General features: G+C 64.6%; 15 protein-coding genes. 10 read left to right on the top strand and 5 right to left on the bottom strand.

The genetic code is table 11. The features are described from left to right. Positions 1 to 2: 2 nt before the first annotated feature. A complete protein-coding gene (locus tag B0I28_RS23550; RefSeq protein WP_106366309.1) occupies positions 3 to 2,006 on the top strand; it encodes a beta-galactosidase in 2,004 nt (667 codons plus the stop codon). On the opposite strand, the gene B0I28_RS23545 is transcribed toward B0I28_RS23550, so the two are convergent. Beyond that, positions 1,976 to 2,713 carry a FadR/GntR family transcriptional regulator gene (locus tag B0I28_RS23545; protein WP_106366308.1) on the bottom strand — a complete coding sequence of 246 codons (738 nt, stop codon included), beginning with the start codon at positions 2,711 to 2,713 and terminating at the stop codon, positions 1,976 to 1,978. The two genes, B0I28_RS23550 and B0I28_RS23545, sit on opposite strands and share 31 nt — an antisense overlap. 200 nt (positions 2,714 to 2,913) lie before the next feature. Here B0I28_RS23545 and B0I28_RS23540 point away from each other — a divergent pair, with 200 nt between their 5' ends. The 5 genes from B0I28_RS23540 (at position 2,914) to B0I28_RS23520 (ending at position 11,795) form a co-directional block, all read left to right on the top strand. Next, a complete protein-coding gene (locus tag B0I28_RS23540) occupies positions 2,914 to 4,377 on the top strand; it encodes an alpha-L-fucosidase (protein WP_219926951.1) in 1,464 nt (487 codons plus the stop codon). Positions 4,378 to 4,626: 249 nt separating this feature from the next. Next, complete coding sequence (locus B0I28_RS23535; protein ID WP_219926950.1) at positions 4,627 to 5,583, top strand: ABC transporter permease; 957 nt, start codon at positions 4,627 to 4,629, stop codon at positions 5,581 to 5,583. Positions 5,584 to 5,597: 14 nt separating this feature from the next. Next, positions 5,598 to 6,548, top strand: a complete 951-nt coding sequence (locus B0I28_RS23530) for a carbohydrate ABC transporter permease (protein WP_106366306.1) — start codon at positions 5,598 to 5,600, stop codon at positions 6,546 to 6,548. Between the two features lie 52 nt (positions 6,549 to 6,600). Next, a complete protein-coding gene (locus B0I28_RS23525; RefSeq protein ID WP_106366305.1) occupies positions 6,601 to 8,259 on the top strand; it encodes a type 2 periplasmic-binding domain-containing protein in 1,659 nt (552 codons plus the stop codon). A gap of 509 nt (positions 8,260 to 8,768) precedes the next feature. Further along, entirely contained in the window at positions 8,769 to 11,795 is a 3,027-nt protein-coding gene (locus B0I28_RS23520) for a TrlF family AAA-like ATPase (RefSeq protein WP_425433453.1), read from the top strand. Positions 11,796 to 11,822: 27 nt separating this feature from the next. Here B0I28_RS23520 and B0I28_RS23515 read toward each other — a convergent pair whose 3' ends face one another. Together B0I28_RS23515 and B0I28_RS23510 are read right to left on the bottom strand one after the other, a co-directional pair. Continuing rightward, positions 11,823 to 12,341: an NUDIX domain-containing protein gene (locus B0I28_RS23515; RefSeq protein WP_106366342.1), complete on the bottom strand. Its 519-nt coding sequence runs from the start codon at positions 12,339 to 12,341 to the stop codon at positions 11,823 to 11,825. Further along, entirely contained in the window at positions 12,341 to 13,525 is a 1,185-nt protein-coding gene (locus tag B0I28_RS23510) for a helix-turn-helix domain-containing protein (protein WP_181245922.1), read from the bottom strand. The genes B0I28_RS23515 and B0I28_RS23510 overlap by 1 nt, the downstream gene beginning before the upstream one ends. Before the next feature lie 226 nt (positions 13,526 to 13,751). Between B0I28_RS23510 and B0I28_RS23505 the strand changes: the two genes are divergently transcribed. The 4 genes from B0I28_RS23505 to B0I28_RS23495 all read left to right on the top strand — a co-directional run bounded on the left by B0I28_RS23505 (position 13,752) and on the right by B0I28_RS23495 (position 16,707). Then, the gene (locus B0I28_RS23505; protein WP_106366303.1) at positions 13,752 to 14,342 is read left to right on the top strand and encodes a hypothetical protein; all 591 of its coding nucleotides are present in this window, start codon (positions 13,752 to 13,754) and stop codon (positions 14,340 to 14,342) included. A gap of 77 nt (positions 14,343 to 14,419) precedes the next feature. Then, complete coding sequence (locus tag B0I28_RS23500) at positions 14,420 to 15,538, top strand: radical SAM protein (RefSeq protein WP_106366302.1); 1,119 nt, start codon at positions 14,420 to 14,422, stop codon at positions 15,536 to 15,538. A gap of 2 nt (positions 15,539 to 15,540) precedes the next feature. Then, positions 15,541 to 15,696, top strand: coding sequence for a hypothetical protein (locus B0I28_RS27465; protein ID WP_181245921.1), 156 nt, complete (start codon positions 15,541 to 15,543; stop codon positions 15,694 to 15,696). Between the two features lie 69 nt (positions 15,697 to 15,765). Next, a complete protein-coding gene (locus B0I28_RS23495; protein ID WP_106366301.1) occupies positions 15,766 to 16,707 on the top strand; it encodes a GNAT family N-acetyltransferase in 942 nt (313 codons plus the stop codon). Here B0I28_RS23495 and B0I28_RS23490 read toward each other — a convergent pair. After that, positions 16,664 to 17,374, bottom strand: coding sequence for a recombinase family protein (locus B0I28_RS23490; RefSeq protein ID WP_106366300.1), 711 nt, complete (start codon positions 17,372 to 17,374; stop codon positions 16,664 to 16,666). The two genes, B0I28_RS23495 and B0I28_RS23490, sit on opposite strands and share 44 nt — an antisense overlap. Before the next feature lie 119 nt (positions 17,375 to 17,493). Beyond that, positions 17,494 to 19,605 carry a beta-galactosidase gene (locus B0I28_RS23485; RefSeq protein ID WP_106366299.1) on the bottom strand — a complete coding sequence of 704 codons (2,112 nt, stop codon included), beginning with the start codon at positions 19,603 to 19,605 and terminating at the stop codon, positions 17,494 to 17,496. Positions 19,606 to 19,608 lie beyond the last annotated feature (3 nt).

Below are 19,608 nucleotides of genomic sequence, written 5' to 3'. Positions count from 1 at the left end.
CCGTGAACCGCTCCGCCGCAGGCCAGGACCTGCCCGACCTCATCGTCGGCGCCAACTACCACCCGCACGACTCCGACCCGGCCACGTGGCGCCGCGACGCCGCGATGATGCGCGAGGCCGGCATCCGCCTCGTCCGCCTCGGCCACCTCGCCTGGGACACCTTCGAACCGAGCGACGGCGTCTTCACCTTCGACTGGTTCGACGAGGTCATGGACCTCATGCAGGACCACGGCATCGCCGTCGTTCTCGACCTCGCCGTGCGCCCCGCGCCGCTGTGGCTGCACCGCAAGCACCCGTCGATCGACGTGGTCGACGCGAACGGGAACCGCCTCTACCCCAACCACCGGTACATGGACGACGTCGGCGACCCCGCGTTCCGCTCGCACGCGATGCGCTTCGCCGCCAAGGTCACCGAACGCTACGCCGCCCACCCCGCGCTGGCCGCGTTCGGCATCGACAACGAGCCCGGCGACGGCCCGATCTCCTACTCCGAGACCGTCAGGGCCCGCTTCATCGCCTGGTTGCAGGAGAAGTACGGCACCGTCGAGGCGCTGAACACGGCCTGGGCCGGGCACCGGTGGTCCCGCCGCGTCGGCGACTTCGCCGACGTCGGCCTCCCGAAGTCCGGCACCTACTCGGGCGCCCCCGAGCGCGTGCTCGACTTCCGCCGCTTGGTCTCGCACGAAGTGGAGACCTACCTCGGCGAGCTCCTCGACGTGGTCGACGCGAACGCGCCTGGCGTCCTCACCACAACGAACATGTGGTACTACGCCGACGGCAAGCACTTCGACTACGCGCCGATCGCCTACAAGGGACGGATCACGCGCGCGGGGAACGGCTTCTACCCTGGCGGCACGGCTATCGGCGACGACGGCCTGCGCGGCGCCCTGTTCGGCATGGCCCGCATCCAGTACGAGAACACGACCCCGTTCTGGTGCACCGAGTTCACCACCATGACCGCCGTGCCCGGCTCGATCCGCAAGTCCGCGTACGCGTCCCTCATGCTCGGCAACCAGCTCGTGTGCGGCTGGACCTGGCAGACCATGCACGCGGGGGAGGAGCAGTTCCTCCAGGGCATGGTCGACTGGGACGGCCGACCGAACCGCAAGCTCGACGAGTACCGGCGGATCGCCGCCGAGTTCGCGAAGCTCCAGGGCAGCGGCTTCCCTTACCGGCCCCGCCCCGAGATCGCCGTGGCCCTCGACTTCCCGAGCCAGATCGCGAGCGCCGCCCTCCCCGAGCGGCACGACGCCCAGGCGCGGACCGCGTTCGAAGCGGTCCTCGACCGCAACCTCGACGCGCGCCTGGTCGACCTCGCCCGCAGCGGCCTCGACTACAAGCTCCTGGTCATCCCCGGCGTGCTCGTCCTCGACGAAGCGGCCGCCGCACGCGTCCGCGACTTCGTGGAGCGGGGCGGCACCGCGATCATGACCTCGTATTCAGCCACATTGGACGCCGACGGGCAGGCGTTCGCCGCCACCCGTCCGGGCCGCCTCGACGACGTCTTCGGCATCCGCGTCGGCTCCTACGAGGAGACCGCGATGCTCAACGAACTCGCCTTGGGCCGCACCGGCGTCGAGCAGCTCGACGTCGAGTACGACGGCCGCACGATCACCGCCGCGACGCCCCGGTTCGACCTGGTGGAACCCGGCACCGCCGACGTCCTCGCCCGCGCCGCCGGGCTCGACGGGCGCCCGGCGCTCGTCACCGCCAACCGGTACGGCGCCGGACGCGCCGTCTACGTCGCGCTCCCGGCCCGGCGTGAAATCCTCGACCCGCTCCTGGACTCTGAACTCGCCCGCCTCGGCGTCGCCCCCGGCCCGCAGGTCCCCGCGGGCGTCATGGCCCGCGCCCTGGATGACCGGCACGTGCTCTACCTCAACCTCGACGCCGAACCGAAACCGATCGCGTTCCACGGCAAGGGCACCGGCGTGCTCGCCGACGCGCGCCACGACGGCGGGTTCATCCTCGGCGCCTACGACGCCGAGGTGGTGGCATTCGAATGATCTGCCGCTTCCGGGCGCTCGTCGGCGAGACGGCGGACCGCTTCCTCCACGCCGATGAGGTGGTTCGCCATGCGCACCCGGGCCGCGTCGGCGTCGCCGCTGCGCAGGGCCCGCCAGATCGCCAGGTGCTCCTCGTGCGCGCGGCGGTCGGCGCCGTCCTCCCGCAGGCTCCGCCACAGCCGCTCGCGCACCGTGCGCCCTGCCAGCGCCTCGATCATCCCCGCGAGCAGGGTGTTCCCGGAGTGGTCGGCGATGAGGCGGTGGAACGCGATGTCGATCTCGATGATCCGCTCGTGCTCCTCGGGCTTGGTGTCGAGGATCAGCTGCGCCTCGTCGAGGAGCGCGTCCGCTTCATCAAGGGCGTCGCCGGTGATGCGCGGGGCCGCGAGGCGGGCCGACTCGCATTCGAGGAGCCGCCGGATCGCGTGCACCTGCTCGGCCTGCCCCTCGCCCTGGAGGTCCACCAGGAACCCCAGCGGCGCCAGCAGTTTCGAGACGTCGAGGCTGGTCACATAGGTGCCGTCGCCCTGGCGGGTGTTGAGGACCCCGAGGATGGACAGCGCGCGGACGCCCTCGCGGAGCGAACCGCGCGACACCTCCAGCGTGGCGGCGAGCTCGCTCTCCACGGGGAGGCGCTGGCCGGGGCGCAGCTCGCCGCGGAGGATGAGCTGTTTGATGCCGTTGATGACGTCGTCGGTGCGGGACATGGCAGCAGTATGGCCGAGTCGGACGGCGAAGTGCAACCGGCTGCCGCCCTACAACGCTGAAATAATCCAATGACTGACAAGGCAATTCCGACAAACAGCGAGATAACGCAGGTTTATTCCGCCGCATTGACGGAAAAGATCGAATGTATATAGGATTCCGACGCGCAGTTCACCGTCGCACCGCCCCGAGGAGGCCCCCCATGACCGACGACGCCAGCGCCTACGAGCCGACATGGGCCTCGGTCGAGCGGCACGACCCCGTGCCCGAGTGGCTGAAGGACGCCAAGTTCGGCATCTACTTCCATTGGGGCGCTTACAGTGCGCCCGCGTTCCAGAGCGAGTGGTACCCGCGGCACATGCACGTGCCGGACACGAAGGAGCGCGCGCACCACGAAGCGGTCTACGGCGACCCCGCCGACTGGCCCTACCACCGCTTCATCGACGGCGGCACCGACCGCGAGGGCCGGCACGTCCAGTTCAAGCCCCGGCTCACCGCCGACGGCGGCGCCTTCGACCCCGACGCGTGGGCCGCACTGTTCGCCGCCGCGGGAGCCCGCTTCGCCGGGCTCGCCGCTGAGCACCACGACGGGTACTCCCTGTGGCCCAGCGAGACCAACGAGTGGAACTCGGTCGACCGCGGCCCCGGCCTCGACCTCGTCGGCCTCCACGCCGACGCCATCCGCTCCGCCGGGCTCAGGTTCATGGTCTACATGCACCACGCCTACCACTTCACCGGCTACTTCGACCACGTCGCGCCCCAGACCGACCCGAGCCTCCGGAAGCTCTACGGCCAGCTCGGCAAGGCCGAGCACGAGCGCCTCTGGGTCGACCGGCTCAAAGAGGTCATCGACCGCTACCGGCCCGAGCTCATCTGCCAGGACTTCAACCTCGACAAGCTCGACGAGGCGAGCCTGCTCGAATTCCTCGCCTACTACTACAACCGCGAGTCCGACTGGGGCACGCAGGTCGCCACCACCTACAAGGACGGCATGAACGACCGGGCCGCGATGTTCGACTACGAGCGCGGCGGCCCCGCCGGCCTCCACGAGCCCTACTGGCTCACCGACGACAGCATCTCCGACTCCAGCTGGTGCTACACCGAGGGCATCGGCTACTACCCGGTCGAGGTCCTGGTCCACTCCCTCGTCGACCGGGTCGCCAAGGGCGGCACCATGCTCCTCAACGTCGCCCCCACCGCCGAAGGCGTCATCCCCCCGGAGCAGCGGGAGATCCTCCTCGGCATCGGCGACTACCTCGCCCGCTTCGGCGAGTCCGTCTACGACACCCGGCCCTGGACCGTGTTCGGCGAGGGTCCGACCACCATGGGCGGCGGCAACTTCGTCGCACCCGTGCGCGGCACGAGCGGCGACCTCCGGTTCACCCGCAGCAAGGACGGCACGGTCCTGTACGCGACCGTCCTCGACTGGCCCGGAACCGAACTCGCGATCCCCACCCTCGCCGCCGGACGCATCGACCTCACCGGCCTGCGGCGCGCACTCCTCCTCGGCCCCGCCGCCGGAGCGGCCGTCGACCTGCCCGGCCACCGCCAGGACGACACCGGCCTCCACCTCGCCCTCCCCGCCGCCGAAGCCCCCTTCGCCTCGCCCGCGTACGTGGTCAAGCTCGAATTCGCCGACCGCGTCCCGGACCTCGCGACCGATTGACCCCGAGTGCGCCGGGGCGATTGATGCAATCAATTCATCCCATCAACAGTAGTCCGATGGGATGAAACGGATGAACACCACCGTTTCCGATCGCATTGGCGAAAGGATGCAAGAAAAGATCTGATGTTTTTGAGCCTCAAGTATTGACGTGAGGAAGCGCACGACTTTACCGTTACAGTTCCAACCGGACCGCAAAGGAGCGGGTGTGAGCACCACGAACCAGAAGCACCTGACGACAGGATCCGACCGGTGACCGCCGCGGCACCGGCGCGCACCGCCGCATCGACGGCGCGCGAACGCCGCAGCCGGACCCGCAGGCGGAACCTCCGCCGCCACTGGCAGCTCTACCTCCTGCTCGTCCTCCCCGTCGCGTACTTCGTCATCTTCCAGTACATCCCCATGGCGAACAACGTGATCGCGTTCAAGGACTACAACGTGGTCCAGGGGATCTGGGGCTCGCCCTGGGCCGGCCTCAGCCACTTCGAGCGGTTCTTCGCCAACCCCGTCGCCTGGGACCTCATCCGCAACACGCTGATGCTGAGCCTCTACGGCTTCCTCGCCGGGTTCCCCGTCCCGATCCTGCTCGCGCTGGCGCTCAACGAGGTCCGGGCCCGGTTCTTCAAGCGCACCGTCCAGATGGTCACGTACGCCCCGTACTTCCTCTCGACCGTCGTCGTCGTCTCGATGCTCATCCTGATCTTCACCCCCCGCATCGGATTCATGGCCGACGTCATGGGCTTCTTCGGGGTGAACGCGAACCTCCTCTCCGACCCGAACGCGTTCCGCTCGGTCTACGTCTGGAGCGACGTGTGGCAGACCGCCGGGTACTCGGCGATCATCTACATGGCCGCGCTGGCGGGGATCGACCCGAGCCTGTACGAGGCCGCGCGGCTCGACGGCGCCTCGCGCCTGCGGAAGATCTGGCACGTCGACCTGCCCGGGATCGCCCCCACGGTCGTGGTCGTGATGGTCCTGTCGGTCGGGAACATCATGGCGGTCGGCTTCGAGAAGGCGTTCCTGCTCCAGAACCCGCTCAACCTCTCCACCTCGGAGATCATCGCGACCTACACGTACAAGATCGGCCTGCTCAGCGCCGACTTCAGCCTCGCGACGGCGGTGGGGCTGTTCAACTCCGTGATCAACCTGATCCTCCTCCTGGCGGTCAACGCCGTCTCCAAGCGCATCACCGGCAACGGCCTGTGGTGAAGGGAGCGCCTGCAATGACACTCGAAACCGCGACCCCGCCGGCCGCTGCGGCGACCGAGAAGCCGAAGCCGCGGCGCCGCCGCTCCACGACCGTGCAGGACACGCGCGTCGACCGCGTCTTCATGGTCGGCGTCTACATCCTGCTGTCGACGTTTCTGCTCATCGTGCTCGTGCCGCTGATCAACATCGTGGCCAGCTCGTTCTCCAGCCCCGCGGCGGTCTCGGGCGGGCGGGTGTTCCTGTGGCCGGTCGAGTTCACGTTCATCGGCTACGAGGCGGTGCTGAGCAACGACCAGATCCTCACCGGCTTCGGGAACTCGGTCTTCTACGCCGTGGTCGGCACGCTCGTCAGCGTCGCGCTCACCGTGATGATCGCCTACCCGCTCTCGCGCACCGAACTCGTGGGCCGCAAGATCCTCATCGGCGGCGTCCTGTTCACGATGCTGTTCTCCGGCGGCCTGATCCCGACCTACATGGTCGTGCGCGCCCTCGGCCTGCTCGACACCCGCTGGGCGATCATCCTGCCCGCGGCGATCGGGGCCTGGCAGGTGCTCATCGCGATGACGTTCTTCCGCTCCTCGATCCCCGGCGAGCTGTACGAGGCGGCGCAGCTCGACGGCGCCTCCGACCTCCGCTTCCTGTGGTCGGTGGTGCTGCCGCTGTCGAAGCCGCTGCTCGCGGTCATCGCCCTCATGTACGGCATCGGCCAGTGGAACTCGTACTTCTCCGCGCTGATCTACCTGCGCAGCGAGGACCTCTACCCGCTCCAGCTGGTGCTGCGCGACATCCTCATCGTCAACACCCGCGGCGGCACGAACATCGCCGACCAGCTCGCGGCCCAGCAGATGGCCGACCTGATGAAGTTCTCGCTCATCGTGATCTCCACGGTGCCCGTGCTCCTCGTCTACCCGTTCGTGGCCCGGCACTTCACGAAGGGCGTGATGCTCGGCTCCGTCAAGGGCTGACCGCGCCCACTCCTCATCCCCGTCACCACTCCTCATCGAAAGGCAGTCAACGATGACCAGCAGATTCGCCCGAGCCGCAGCGGCGGGAACGGCGCTCGCCGTCGCCTCCCTCGCATTCGCCGCGTGCTCTTCCGGACCGGAGACCACTCCGGACGACGTGATCACCATCTTCGCCCCCCAGGACGCCGCCCAGGGCCAGGACCTTGAGAACAACGCGTTCACCGAACTGATCGAAGAGAAGTTCGACGTCGACCTCAAGTTCGAGACCACCAACTGGGACGGGACCGCGGCCGCCGAGAAGCGGCAGATCTCCCTCGCCAGCGGCGACTACCCCGACGCGTACATGCTCATCCCGTGGGTCGACCAGTTCTCCATGGAGGAGCTGGTGAAACTCGGCGGCCAGGGCGTGATCCTCCCGCTCGACGACCTCATCGGCGAGGACACCCCGAACCTCACCGCCGCGTTCGAGAAGGAGCCCGGCTTCCAGGAGCTGGCGACCGCCCCGGACGGCAAGATCTGGGGCATCCCCGCGTGGAACGACTGCTACCACTGCTCGTACCCGTCGAAGCTGTGGATGAACTCCGCGTGGCTCGACACCCTCGGCCTGGAGCAGCCCACCACGCCCGAGGAGCTGCGGACCGTCCTTGAGGCCTTCAAGACCCAGGACCCCAACGGGAACGGCCAGGCCGACGAGATCCCGCTCTCCGCATCGGGCGGCGCCACGCTCCTGTCGTACCTGATGAACCCGTTCCTCTACACCGCCGAGATGTACTCGAACGCGGAGGGCGTCAACCCCTCCGCCCTCGGCGCCGTGAACGGCCAGGTGACCCTGCAGGCGACCCGCGACGAATGGCGCGACGCCATCTCGTACGTCACCTCCCTCTATGCCGACGGGCTCATCGACGAGGGTGCGTTCACGCAGAACGGCGACGCGCTCACCGCCAAGGGCAACAGCGCGGAAGGCGTGATCCTCGGATCGGTCGCCGTCATGCACCCGTGGTTCGTCAGCGCCGACAACGAGGACGGCCGCTACGCGCAGTACGACCCGGTCGCGCCGCTAGCCGGCCCCGGCGGCGACGACACCTACTACAGCGGTGGCGGCGCGGGCGCCGCGCCCGGCGCGACCTTCGTGATCACGAACCGCTCCAGCGAGGCCAAGCAGCAGAAGCTCATGCAGATCATCGACTTCATGGTCTCCTACGAGGGACACCTTCAGGCCGAGTTCGGCGTCGAGGGCGTCGACTGGGTCCAGCCCGAGGAGGGCGACGTGGCCCTCGACGAGTCGCTCGAACCGAACTTCGAGCTCACGACCGCCCCCAGCGGCGAGCAGCTGAAGAACGCGTGGGGCCCGATGGCGCAGTTCTTCTCCGACGCGGAGTTCCGCAACAGCCAGGTCACCGCGACGGACATCTACACGGCCGAAGGCTACGAGCGCCGCCTCTTCGAGGCCACGAAGCTCTACGAAGGACACGAGTCCGCCGAGCTGTTCCCCTTCTGGGAGGTCAAGATCACCGGCGACACCGCCACGGAGCTCGCCACGATCCAGACCAACATCGAGAACTTCATCGTCCAAGCGAGCGCCGAATTCGTCACCGGCGTCCGCGACATCGACAGCGACGCCGACTGGGACGAGTTCCAGCAGAACCTCACCGACCTCGGCGCCGACCGCTACGTCGAGATCTACCAGACGGCCTGGGACGAGTCGAAGTAGTCCCCGTCCTCCACGACACCGGCCCGTGTCCCCTTTCGGGGGACACGGGCCGGTGTGCGAGCGGTTCTTGTCGGACCCGTCGGCGAGGATGGCGCCTACGGTTCCCCTCTGGGTGCCCGGAGATGACGGTTTCACGAATGTGTTTCTGCAGGTTCATCATATCATAGATAAGTATGAGTAGATTTTATGATAAGAAGCCGTTTCGTTAGCTAACGCCCTCATGCATCGCGCATAATCGAGTAACTTACCCTCGGTTTCAACAAGAATCAGCACTGGCATGTTCAGGGTTGTTCCACAACTTTTGATCTTGTTGATTGTTCACCATCTCCAACCTGTCTCTTGGCATCAAAACGAATCCGGTAGATTGTTAAGTTCGGGGGCGCTCGGTCAAACCCACCCATCCGCTCCTCGTTTGGAAATGCTGGATGCGAATGCAATCCAAGCAAATCAGACAGAATCTAACGATCATTTTTAAGCCGAACAATTTGCGCTTCCCGGAGGAATGGCAAATGATGGGACAGGTATCTGAGCAGCAGCGCGGAACGGACTGGGGCATCTGGGACCTGCACGTCCACACCCCTGCGTCAATCGTTCAACAGTATGGAGGCAATACCGATGAAGTTTGGGATCGCTACATTGCTGAGCTTGGACGCGTTCCTGAAGAGATTAAGGTAATCGGAATCAATGACTACTGGTTTCTCGACGGTTACCGCAGAGTCCGTGCGGCCTTCGAAAACGGGCAATTGCAGAACCTAGAAGAAGTTCTGCCGGTCATTGAAATGCGCCTAGATCAGTTCGGTGGCACGGATGGAAAGCTGTCTAGGGTAAATCTGCACGTCATATTTGATCCGGAGCTTGGGGCGGACGTGATCCAAGCCCAATTCATTAATGCGATGCAACCTCGAGTCAAACTATCACCGGAGCATGACCAATTGAATTGGGGCGGCACGATCACCCGTGATTCACTAATCGATTTTGGCAAGAAGATCAAAAAATCTGTTCCAGTTGCTCAGCTGAAAAACTACGGATCAGACCTCAAGGAAGGGTTCAATAATCTCAATGTCTCCCTAGCGGATGTAGAGAAGGTTCTGGAAAGTCCATACTTTCAAAACAAAGCACTAGTTGGAATTGGCAAGACGGAATGGGCTGATATTAAGTGGTCTGATCAGTCGATTGCTGCCAAGAAAAATGTGGTCAATAAAGCAAATTTCATATTCACGGCATACAGCGATACCTCACGTTGGGAAGGTGACGTCAAGTCATTGCGGTCGAGTGAGGTAAACTTTCGTGTCCTAGATTGCAGCGATGCGCATGACTTTTCAGACTCCCCTGAATCTATGCGACTTGGGGCATGTCAGACATGGTTGAATACAACTCCCACATTTTCTGGTCTTTCGTATGCGCTAAAGGAATTTGACCGCAGGGTCTATGTTGGCTTGGAACCGCCCGCTCTTGCTCGAATCAGGAAGAATCCCGAGCGATTTATAACCAACATCGAAATCCGGTCGGAGAATCCCAAACACAATCTTTTCGACTACTCCATTCCACTCAATCCAGGATTTGTGGCCGTCGTCGGCAACAAGGGCCAGGGCAAGTCTGCGCTGCTAGATTGCATTGCTCTGGCTGGAAATTCCTCCCGAATTGGAGAGTTCGCCTTCCTGACGCCAAGCCGGTTTCTCCGGCCCAACAACAAAAAAGTCGCTAAAGAATATTACTCAGAAATAAGATGGGAAACTGGGGCAGCCCGCCGTGTGCGACTTCACGAAGAATACGATCGGTCTACTCCAGTTTCGGTGGAGTATCTTCCGCAGGCATTTGTGGAACGAGTGTGCAATATCGATCCTGTTGGCGGAGAAGCTGATGAGTTTGAACGGGAGCTGCGAACCGTCCTTTTTACCCATATTCGAGAAGAGGACCGTGCTGAGGAGAAGAATTTTGACGCACTTCTTTCACAGAAAGCTCAAGCCTCAAGGGCAGAAATAGATCGAATCCGAGACAGTTTGCGTGCAGTCATCTCTATGTATACCGCTACTACCGCTTTCCTTGCAGAGCATAGTCTTAAGGAGGTCGAGGGAAGACTTACATTGCGAGAAGAGGAGTTGGCGGAAGCTAACACCGCGCTGAAGTTCGACCAGGCCGCTCTTGCCGAAATCGACGCCTCGAGCGTGAAAAATCCCGAACTTGACATTCTAAAAGCTCGCTCAGAAGATGTAGAACTCAAACGAGCTGTACTACTGTCGTCCCGCGTAGAAAATGAGCAGGCCCAAGCGAAGACTCGTCAAGCTTTGTCAAGGATGAATGCTATCGCACTCCAGGCTGATGCGTTGCGATCAGATGCTGTCGATTTGGCCGCAGAGGCGCAGATTCTCATGGGAGAGGGTAGTGATCGCTTCCTATCGTTTACAGTCGATTCGTCGGTGTATCTTTCTTGGCGTGACCGAATCGAGGAAGATCTCCGGGCAACCGTGGCAGAGCATTATCGACTGGATCTCGAAATTGAAGTGCTGGAAGCGGAGCGGCGTGAACTAGCGGCGGAATTTGTGATTGCGGATACCGCTCGCGAGCGGGCGCGTCAACGAGTCCTTCAGTCTGAAGAGCGTGTCGCATCCATCATCGGTACCGAAAGTGATAACGACTCGCTTTCAAGTCTAGAGGCATTGCGGATGCAAATTGTGCAAGCGCCTGGGCAATTGGATGAGTTGCGCGAGCTAATAATTTCGCACTCTGGTCGTATCCACGCGGTACTTCAGGAGCAGCTTGATGCCGTCTCCAGCCTTTACGAGCCAGCGTCCAGATTCATTTCAAGTTCTGAAGTTGTTCAGAATGCCGGGCTCGAGTTTAGTGCGGATCTTCGAATCCTCCCAAGCTGGATTAGTTTGTCAGGAGCCCTCGACGGACGCCGAAATGGCTCTCTGCCTGAATGGCTTGACGAGATGCCTCAGCGCGTCGAAGGCACTAATTGGTCTCAACTCGCCGGCGAACTCTCTGATGCGCTTAAACGTCTAGAGCATGAGCGAGGAGGTGCTGAATCACCTTTTAGAGATCCTGCTTCCGCGATCAAGAGCACGGTCAATATCGAGGACTTTCTAATGAGCATCTTCGATCTTTCTTGGCTCGAAGTGAGATTCGGTCTGACCGGTGATGGACTGCCGCTTTCTCAGCTATCACCGGGGCAGCGCGGCCTCGTGCTCGCACTATTCTACCTTGTAGTAGATCGACGAACCACTCCGCTAATTCTCGATCAGCCCGAAGAAAACCTTGATAACGAGACTATTGCATCGAAGCTGGTTCCTGCAATTTATGAGGCGGCAGGTCGACGCCAAACAATAGTTGTCACGCATAATGCGAATCTGGCAGTTGTCGGGGATGCAGATCAGATCATTCACTGCAAGCTGAATGAAAACAGGTTCACCGTAAAATGCGGCAGCATTTCCGAACTGAATGTTGCAGAATTTGCCCTTAACGTTCTGGAAGGAACCAAGCCTGCGTTTGATAATCGTCGACTCAAGTATGAATCATTTCCCGAAATCAGATGATCGGTTGAAATTAGATTCTGGCACTCTCTATATCAAGCAGCGTAGAAGTGCAGACATTGTCGTTGCCGCACTAATGTCTCCCTTATCAATGAGAGATCCGATATCGGCAAGTGGAATCCACTCAATGCGTTCAGATTCGAATCCGTCAATAGGTGCGCCAATATGTTGAACGAGCTCTGTTTTGAAGATGTGATGCTCGGCTGTCATCAGCCCCGGAGAGGGCTGAATGTAGCATAGGTAGTGCATTGTTCCAACGGAACGCCAACCAGTCTCTTCCTCAAGTTCGCGTCTTGCGGCAGCCTCGGGAGACTCTCCTTCTTCGATCCCGCCGATGGGGATTTCCCAGCCCCAGGTGTCGGTGATGAAGCGGTGGCGCCACAGGAGGAGAACCTTCTCGTCCTTGACGACGACGGCGCCCGCTCCGGGGCCGGTTTCGATGAGGCGGTGGTCGAGGTGGCGGCCGTCGGGGAGCTCTACGTCTGCGGTTTGCAGATGGACCCACTGGTCGCGGTAGAGGGTTCGCTTGGAGTTGACCTGCCAGCGCATCATGCTCCCGGTTCCGCGAGTTGGACTTCGGCGCGTTCGAGCGTACTCGCTACGGCGGTTTCTGCCGAGTACGGGCGGAGGGCGCGCATGACGCTTGTGAGGCGGTCGTGGAGGCGGCCGGATTCCATGCCGATGGCTCGGTCGAGCATGGTTGTGGCTGCGTCGGCGGCTTCGTCGATCTCGCCCTGAGCGGTGAGGACGAGGGCGTATCCGGCCCAGCGGTGGACTTGGCCTCGCAGGTGGGTGTCTGGTGCAGTTCGGATGGCCTCGTCGGCGTAGGTGCGGGCGGCGGCGGTGTCGCCGAGTCGGCGGAGTGCTTCTGCGGTCTGGAGTTGGATGAGGCCGGCGGTCATGTAGGAGACTTCGGGAAGGCTGGGGCCGTTCCAGGCGCGCTCGGCGTTCGTCTCTGCGGCTTCGAGGTGGCGGTGGCAGGCGTTGGTGTTCGCGGCTCGGGCATGCGCTTTGGCGGCGAGGGTGTGGAGGTCGCAGACGAGCGCGGGGTTGAGCTGGTCGCCGAGAGCGTCGAGGACGGTCTCGGTGTGGTCGAGGACTTGCCTGAGTTCGCCCAGGTGCATGGCCTGGTTGGCGAGGAGGGCGTGGAGGTAGCCCTCGAACTGGAGGTCAGCTGAGGCGCGGGCGAGGCTGAGGGCTTCGGCGAAGCGGGCGGTGGCGGCCATCTGTTGGTCGGCGTCGTAGGCGCAGACTCCGGCGAACGCGGTGAGGCTTCCTGCGGCGCGGAAGAGCTGGCGGCCGAGTTGGTTCTCGTAGGCGGCGCGGAGCATGGGGGCGACTCGCTGGTCCAGAATGGCGTTGATCCGCGGGAGCGTCGGCACGCCGCCGACGCGGCGGTACATCTCCTGGAAGTGGGTGCGGGTCTGCTCGATTCTCTGGAGGTCATCGACTGTTATGGCCGCTTCGTGGAGGTGCGGCCGCGTGAGATCACGGGCTGAAGTGATCTGCTCTGGTGCTCGGTCGTCAGCGCCGAGTAGGAGGCGATCCAGTTCAACCTTGTCAACGTCGAGGAGGTCGGCGAGCTTACGGCGGTAGAGCGGTTGCGGGTCGTTTTCACCTCGCTCCCAGCGTGAGACTGTAGTCCGGTCAACTCCGATCCGGTCGGCGAGTTCTTCCTGGCTGATGCCCATGGCCTTGCGTCGTCTGATGAACGCGTCTCGTCGTTTTCCCACGGATCGCCTTCGCCTCGGTGTCTTGCGACTTTCCAGTTCAGCGGCCTGATGCCGCATTTCTGCCGCATGAGTGCGGCATTGATGCTCTGGTTTGGACGATTTGTGCCTGCTGAAATCAAGGCTACGGGCGGGTTGCCATCCAACGCAAGACGGCGGTCACCGATGCACCACAGAGAACGCATCACCCATCCGATCGGAGTACCGACACAGCAGTTTTGGGGGCCTGATGGCGCGCACGGCGACGCAGGAGACGAGGCAAGGCAGCGTGAATGAGTTCGAGAACCTCGGAGAGTGGCAGACCTCGACCGGGAACATTCTGCGACTCAAGGCACGCCGCAAGACCGGGTACGCCTCGGTCTGGTTGGACTACAACGGCCATCCGATCAAGATCGGGCACGCTATTCACGCAGGCGGGGTAGTCCGCGAGATGCGATGGGAAGCGCCTTCGAACGAGCAGACCCCGGCATGGAAGGTCCAGCAGCGGAGCCACATCGCTTCGCTCATTGCCGACTGGCACGCTGGGAACACCCGGCCTGTGCAGCCTGCGCCGCTGCCCACGAGCGTGCTCGGGGTGTTCGACCTCGACGGGTTCCGGTTCGCCGTCGAGCCCACCCTGGCCGCGGAGCACGCGGTGCTGAGCGTAGTGAACACCGAGAACGCCCTCATGCCGGTCGCTGACCTGCTTCACGACAACGGCCGGATCTGCGGCCTCGTGACACGGCCCGGCTGGAAGGGAACGCCCGACGAGCGCAGGCGCCACTGGCGCAGCGAAGCCGAGCACATCCTCACCCTCGCCGCTCAACAAGGGCGGCTCTGAACCATCTCCCTTCAGCGGGGCTGCCGTTGGTGGGCGGCGCGCCCCGCTCCCCCTTTTTCAACCGAGGAGCGACTGCTGTGCACCAACTCATCGCCGCCCCGTTCATGGGCAAATACCTGGTCCTGCGCCCCGGAGAGAGCGGAGGCATCACCATCCCGAAGGCCGACTTCCTCAGACTCACCGCCCTCGGCGGCGACGCACCAACCCCTTCCTGGCTGGTCGACGCTGCGGCTCGCCAGTTCGGAATCGACCTGGCCGGCGCGCCGCTCGACCCGACGGTCCTGATCCGCCAGCCCTCCATGTACGGATACGTGCGCGCCTCCTACGAGCTGAACCTCGGCTGCAACTACGACTGTGAGCACTGCTACCTCGCTCAGAAGCGATTCGAAGGGCTCGATTGGCCCGAAAGGGCCCGCCTTCTGAGCATCATGCGCGACGCAGGCGTGGTGTTCATCCAGCTCACCGGCGGTGAACCGATGATCGACCGACTGTTCACGGAGACCTACGAGCGAGCCTTCGCACTGGGAATGATGATCTCGGTTTCCTCAAACGGGTCTCGCTTGTCCGACCCGCGCATCCTTGCCATGCTCAAGCGCTTGCGCCCGTACCGCATCACGCTATCCGTCTACGGTGCGACCGAGGAGTCCTACGACAAGCTCACCAAGCGCCACGGAGCGTACCGGCGGTTCATCGCAGGGCTCGAAGCCGGAGTTGAGGCCGGTCTGCCGATCAAACTCAACAACATCGTCACCTCGACCAACGACCACGAGGTGGCGGCGATGGAGGACCTCGCACGCTCATTCGGCCTTCCGTTCCACACCTTCGTCAACATGAGCCCGACCATTTACGGGGGCGGTGAGCCTCTCCAAGTCCAATCGACCGAATACCTGCGGAAACGTGAACCGTTCAAAGGCTGCAACGCCGGGCACACGTTCTTTCACTCCGACCCGTTCGGACGAGCGTCGATCTGCAAGATCGGCCGCGACGACGCGATTTCGCTCATGACCGAGGGTCTGCTCGGACTCACCCGCCTCAAGGAGGTCGCCGACCGGCTCATGCTCCGCACCGGGGGCTGCTCCGGATGTGCGCTCTCCGGTACCTGCTGGACCTGCCGTCCGCTCGCAAAGCAGTACCAGGAGTCGAAGGCCCCCTTGGGGATGTACTGCCAGCACGGAGAACCGAGGGGAGGTGAATAGCCATGGCTGCGATGCCGATCACCCTCGAACTCAAGCCGTTCAGATCGACCGATGAGTACGAGACCGACCAGACCGCGCCCGAGTTCGTCGATGACCTCGACGTCCTCGTCGAGTCAGCCGCCTGCTCGTGCAACGCCGGGGACGACAACCCCTACTAGAGAAGATCGCGCGGGCACCGGTGCTGGATACCCACCGGTGCCCGCGCGCTCCCGATACGGTTGGGGACTATGACCGATCCCGCAGCGCTTGCCGAGGTGGTCGGCAAGGCTCCCTGCCTGCCGTCGCTCGGGCCGATCCACCCCGACGAGGACGCCGCCGCGATCTGGTCCGAACTCCTCGCGACCACCGAGGCGGGAGAATACCTCCCGTACGACAAGGATCGGGTCTGGGGCGGAAGGAAGACCGCCCGCATCCTCACCAAGGCGATCGTCGATTCGGACGCGTACGTTCTCATCCCCGTGCTCAATCAAAGGGGTGCGGGCACGGTGGACCTCTACTGCTACGGGAATCTTGAGCGCGCTCGCCGGACGGGAGGCGACGTGGGGGCAAAGCTTGCAGCGGACCATGGCGTCGCCCGTGCTCGACTCGTCTGGTTCGGCAAATTGCCTGACAGGCACGCCCAGCGGACCGTCCGCGTGCAGCTCAAGACGTTCGTGCGCGGCAGCAATTCGTGCACGGACTCCGAGCATGTAGCCGTGTGTGTCGAACAACCCCCTGCATCAGCCAGCGGCTTCCGCGCGTTTGCGGTTAATGCGGGCGAGGGGTTCCCCTTCCTGGCCGAGCGCATTGACCAGGGAATCGACGACGGGCCGGTGCTTACTGTCAAGGACTCCATGAAGGTCGTCGGTGCGATCGGCCCGATGCGTACCCTCCCCGACTCGCGCGGTCGTCTGCGGCTGCTCGGCCAATACTTCGCGGTCCTGCCCGAGTTCCGGGCTAGGGGATTCGGGCGAGCCCTCTGGCGGGCCGCGATGCGGTGGGGCAGCGCCAACGATGCCGCCTACCAGCTTCTGCAGACCGAACTCGATAGCCCCTCGGACCGGATCTGCCGAGCCGACGGACTCAGCGATCTCGGGCTCATGCACACACGAGTCCTGGCCCTCTTAATCATCGGGTTCCCCGTGCTCAGCGAACCGCGGGGGCTTTTGGTTTGCCTTTGCCGCTGGTGACGCCTTGCTCGTTGAGCCAGTCGGCGATCTTCTGGAACGACCAGCCCTCCAATCGCTTGGCGACCATCGCCCGTGCCCACTGGGCGCGTTCCTCGTCGATCTCGAGGCCGGTGGTGCGGCCTTCAGCGTCGTGGGCGGTGCGGTAACCGAAGGGGATCGTGCCGCCAGGCCACTTGCCCTGCTGGCGCAGTTTCGCACGGGCGGAGGTGACGCGTTCGGAGATGGCGTCGAGTTCCATCTCGGTGAAGATCGCCGCGACGTAGGCGATGAGCTTGCCCGACGGTTCGGCGGTGTTGAGCTGCCGGTCGGCGGTGGCGGCGAGCTTGCCGTGCTCCTCGCACCAGGCCAGCAGTCGCGAGAAGTGCACGATCGAGCGTGCCCACCGGTCGATCTTCGCCGCGCACAGCCCGTCGAACTCACCGGACCGCTCCGAGAGCCACGGGCCGAGTTCCTCGCGTTCGAACGGGTCAGTCGAGCCGGAGACGTCGAGGTCCTCGGCCCAGCCGACAATGCGGTGGCCAGCCTCGGCCGCCCACCGCTCGATCGACTCCTTCTGCCGCTCGGGCGAGGTGGTCACGTCCGTCACCCGTGACAGACGGACCACCCCGACGATCCGCAGACCCGTCCGTCGCAGCGCAGCCCGGCGGGTGGTTCCCTTGTTTGCCATTGCAATCCCTCATGACTAGTGACACCATCACATACGACCTAAAGCGGGCGTAGGTGTTTGGTGAAACCGTCATCCACGGATGGGTGGGGGCTAGGGATGGCTATACGGCCTTCAGGTCTTCAGCGGGTTTCGCGGAGGACCTTCACGTCCCACGGGCCCAAGGGAAGCGACGCGCCGGCGGCGTATTCGACCTCCCCGAGGAGGTCGACCGCCGCGGCCGGGAGGGCCACCTCGGTCTCGTCCCAGGACCAGTTGTGCACGAAGCGGATCGTCTCGCCCGCGGCCGTCACGCCGCTGGTCGCCGTCACGCTCGCGTGCTCCGGCCGCCAAGCGGAGGCAGGAGCGAGCCACGCGAACAGCGCCGCGCCGAGCGCGGCGTCGGGCACCGTGCCGACGCAGGTCACGCGCCCCTGCCCGTGCGCCTTCGTCGTCACGGCCGGGAACCGGCCGTAGTGCGGGTGCTCGTACTCCGCGAGCGCTTCGGCCCCTTCGAGGATCAGGCCGTCGGCCCACTGCACCCCGGCCGCCGCGTCGAAGCGCAGCGGCGAGCCGTCCGCGGCCCGCACCGGGACCGGCGCGGGCAGGTTCGCGAACTCGTCGTACCAGACGCCGGCCGCCTCGTGGAGCCGCGCGGGCTTCACTTCCAGGCGGGCCCGCGCCTCCTCGTCGGCGTACCCGGTGCGCGGACCGAGCACCAGGTGCCCGCCCGCCGCCGCATAGCGGTCCAGCCAGTCCAGCAGACCGTCGTCGGCCGCGTAGATCCCCGCCGCCACGAGCACCGGGAACTGCGCGACCGCCTCGCCCGGCTCGCCGAGCTGCTCGGTGTGGACCACCCGCGTCTGAAGACCGGCGTCGAACGCCCCCTTGTAGAACGCGCCCGCGATCGTGTGGAACGAGTCGCGGTCGGCGCCGCCGCCCGGCTTCGCCAGCGCGGGCTGCGCCGCGAGCGCCCACTCGCTCTCCTTGGAGTGCAGGACCGCGACGTCGACGTCCGGCACCAGCCCGTCCAGGTCCGCGCCCGCCTTCCGCAGCTCCGCGCCCAGGCGCGCGAGCTCGCGGTAGGTCCGGCCGGGCCGCTGGCTGTGGGGGAGGATGCCGCCCCAGTAGGTCTCGGTGCCGAAGTGGAGCGTGTGCCAGTGCCAGTACTCGATCATGCGCGCCCCTCGCGACACCAGCGCCCACGCGGCCTGGCGCCACTGCCCGTCGTACGCGGGCATGTTGTGGAATGACTCGCCGATGGCCTGCGCGTTCGTCTCCGTCACGAGGAACGGCTCCTGCCGCGCCCCGTACATCGCGTCCGCGGACCGGTACAGCGCCCAGACCCCCTCCTGCGACCAGTGCCGGTCGTCGGCCGGCGCCTGCGGCAGCGCGAGCGAGTCCTGCATCCGGTAGTACGGGTTCCCGGCGGTGACCGACATCCGCTCGGCCACGGCCCGCTCGTCGATCCCGGGCCTGCCGTAGGAGATGCAGGTGGTGACGAACTGGTCCTCGTGCGCGTACTCGCGGGTGATGTCGGCCTGCCAGCCGATGAACTCGGTCGTCAGCTCCGCCTGGAACCGCCGCCACGCCTGCTCGTACTGCGGCTGCGCATTGCCGTCCGGCCGCCACAGGTCCGCCCACGTGGACAGCTTGTGGGACCAGTAGACCAGGCCCCATTCGCGGTTGAGGGTCTCCACGTCGCCGTACTGGTGCCGCAGGTAGTCGGTGAACCGCTGGAACACGCCCTCGTTCGAGAACAGGTGGAGACCGGGCTCGTTGTCGACCTGGAAGCCGATCACGGCCGGGTGGTCGGCGTACCGCGCGAGGATCTTGCGGATCACGCGCTCGGCGTGGAACCGGAAGCCCGGATGCGTGTAGTCGACTTCTTGCCGTCCGCCCCAAGGGATGCGCTCCCCGGTGCGGCGGTCCCCGGCGATCTCGGGGTACTGGCGCGCCAGCCACGGCGGCACCGCGTACGTCGGCGTGCCCAGGACGACGCCGATGCCGTGCTCCAGCGCGCCGTCCAGGACGGGCTGGAGCCAGTCGAGGTCGAAGCGCCCGTTCTCGGGTTCCCAAGTGCTCCACACGGACTCGCCGACGCGGATCACCGAGAACCCGGCCTCGGCCATGAGGTCGAGGTCCTCCTCCAGGCGCTGTTTCGCGCTCTCGGTCTCGAACCCGCCGAGGACGTCGGGCTGGTACTCGTAGTAGTAGGCGGCGCCGAACAGGATCGGCTGGGGCCAGTCGGACATCAG

The sequence above is a fragment of the Glycomyces artemisiae genome (genome assembly GCF_003002955.1).
Lineage (GTDB): Bacteria > Actinomycetota > Actinomycetes > Mycobacteriales > Micromonosporaceae > Glycomyces > Glycomyces artemisiae.
Note: the sequence above shows the minus strand (reverse complement) of the source record. Positions and strands in the feature narration are given on the sequence as shown.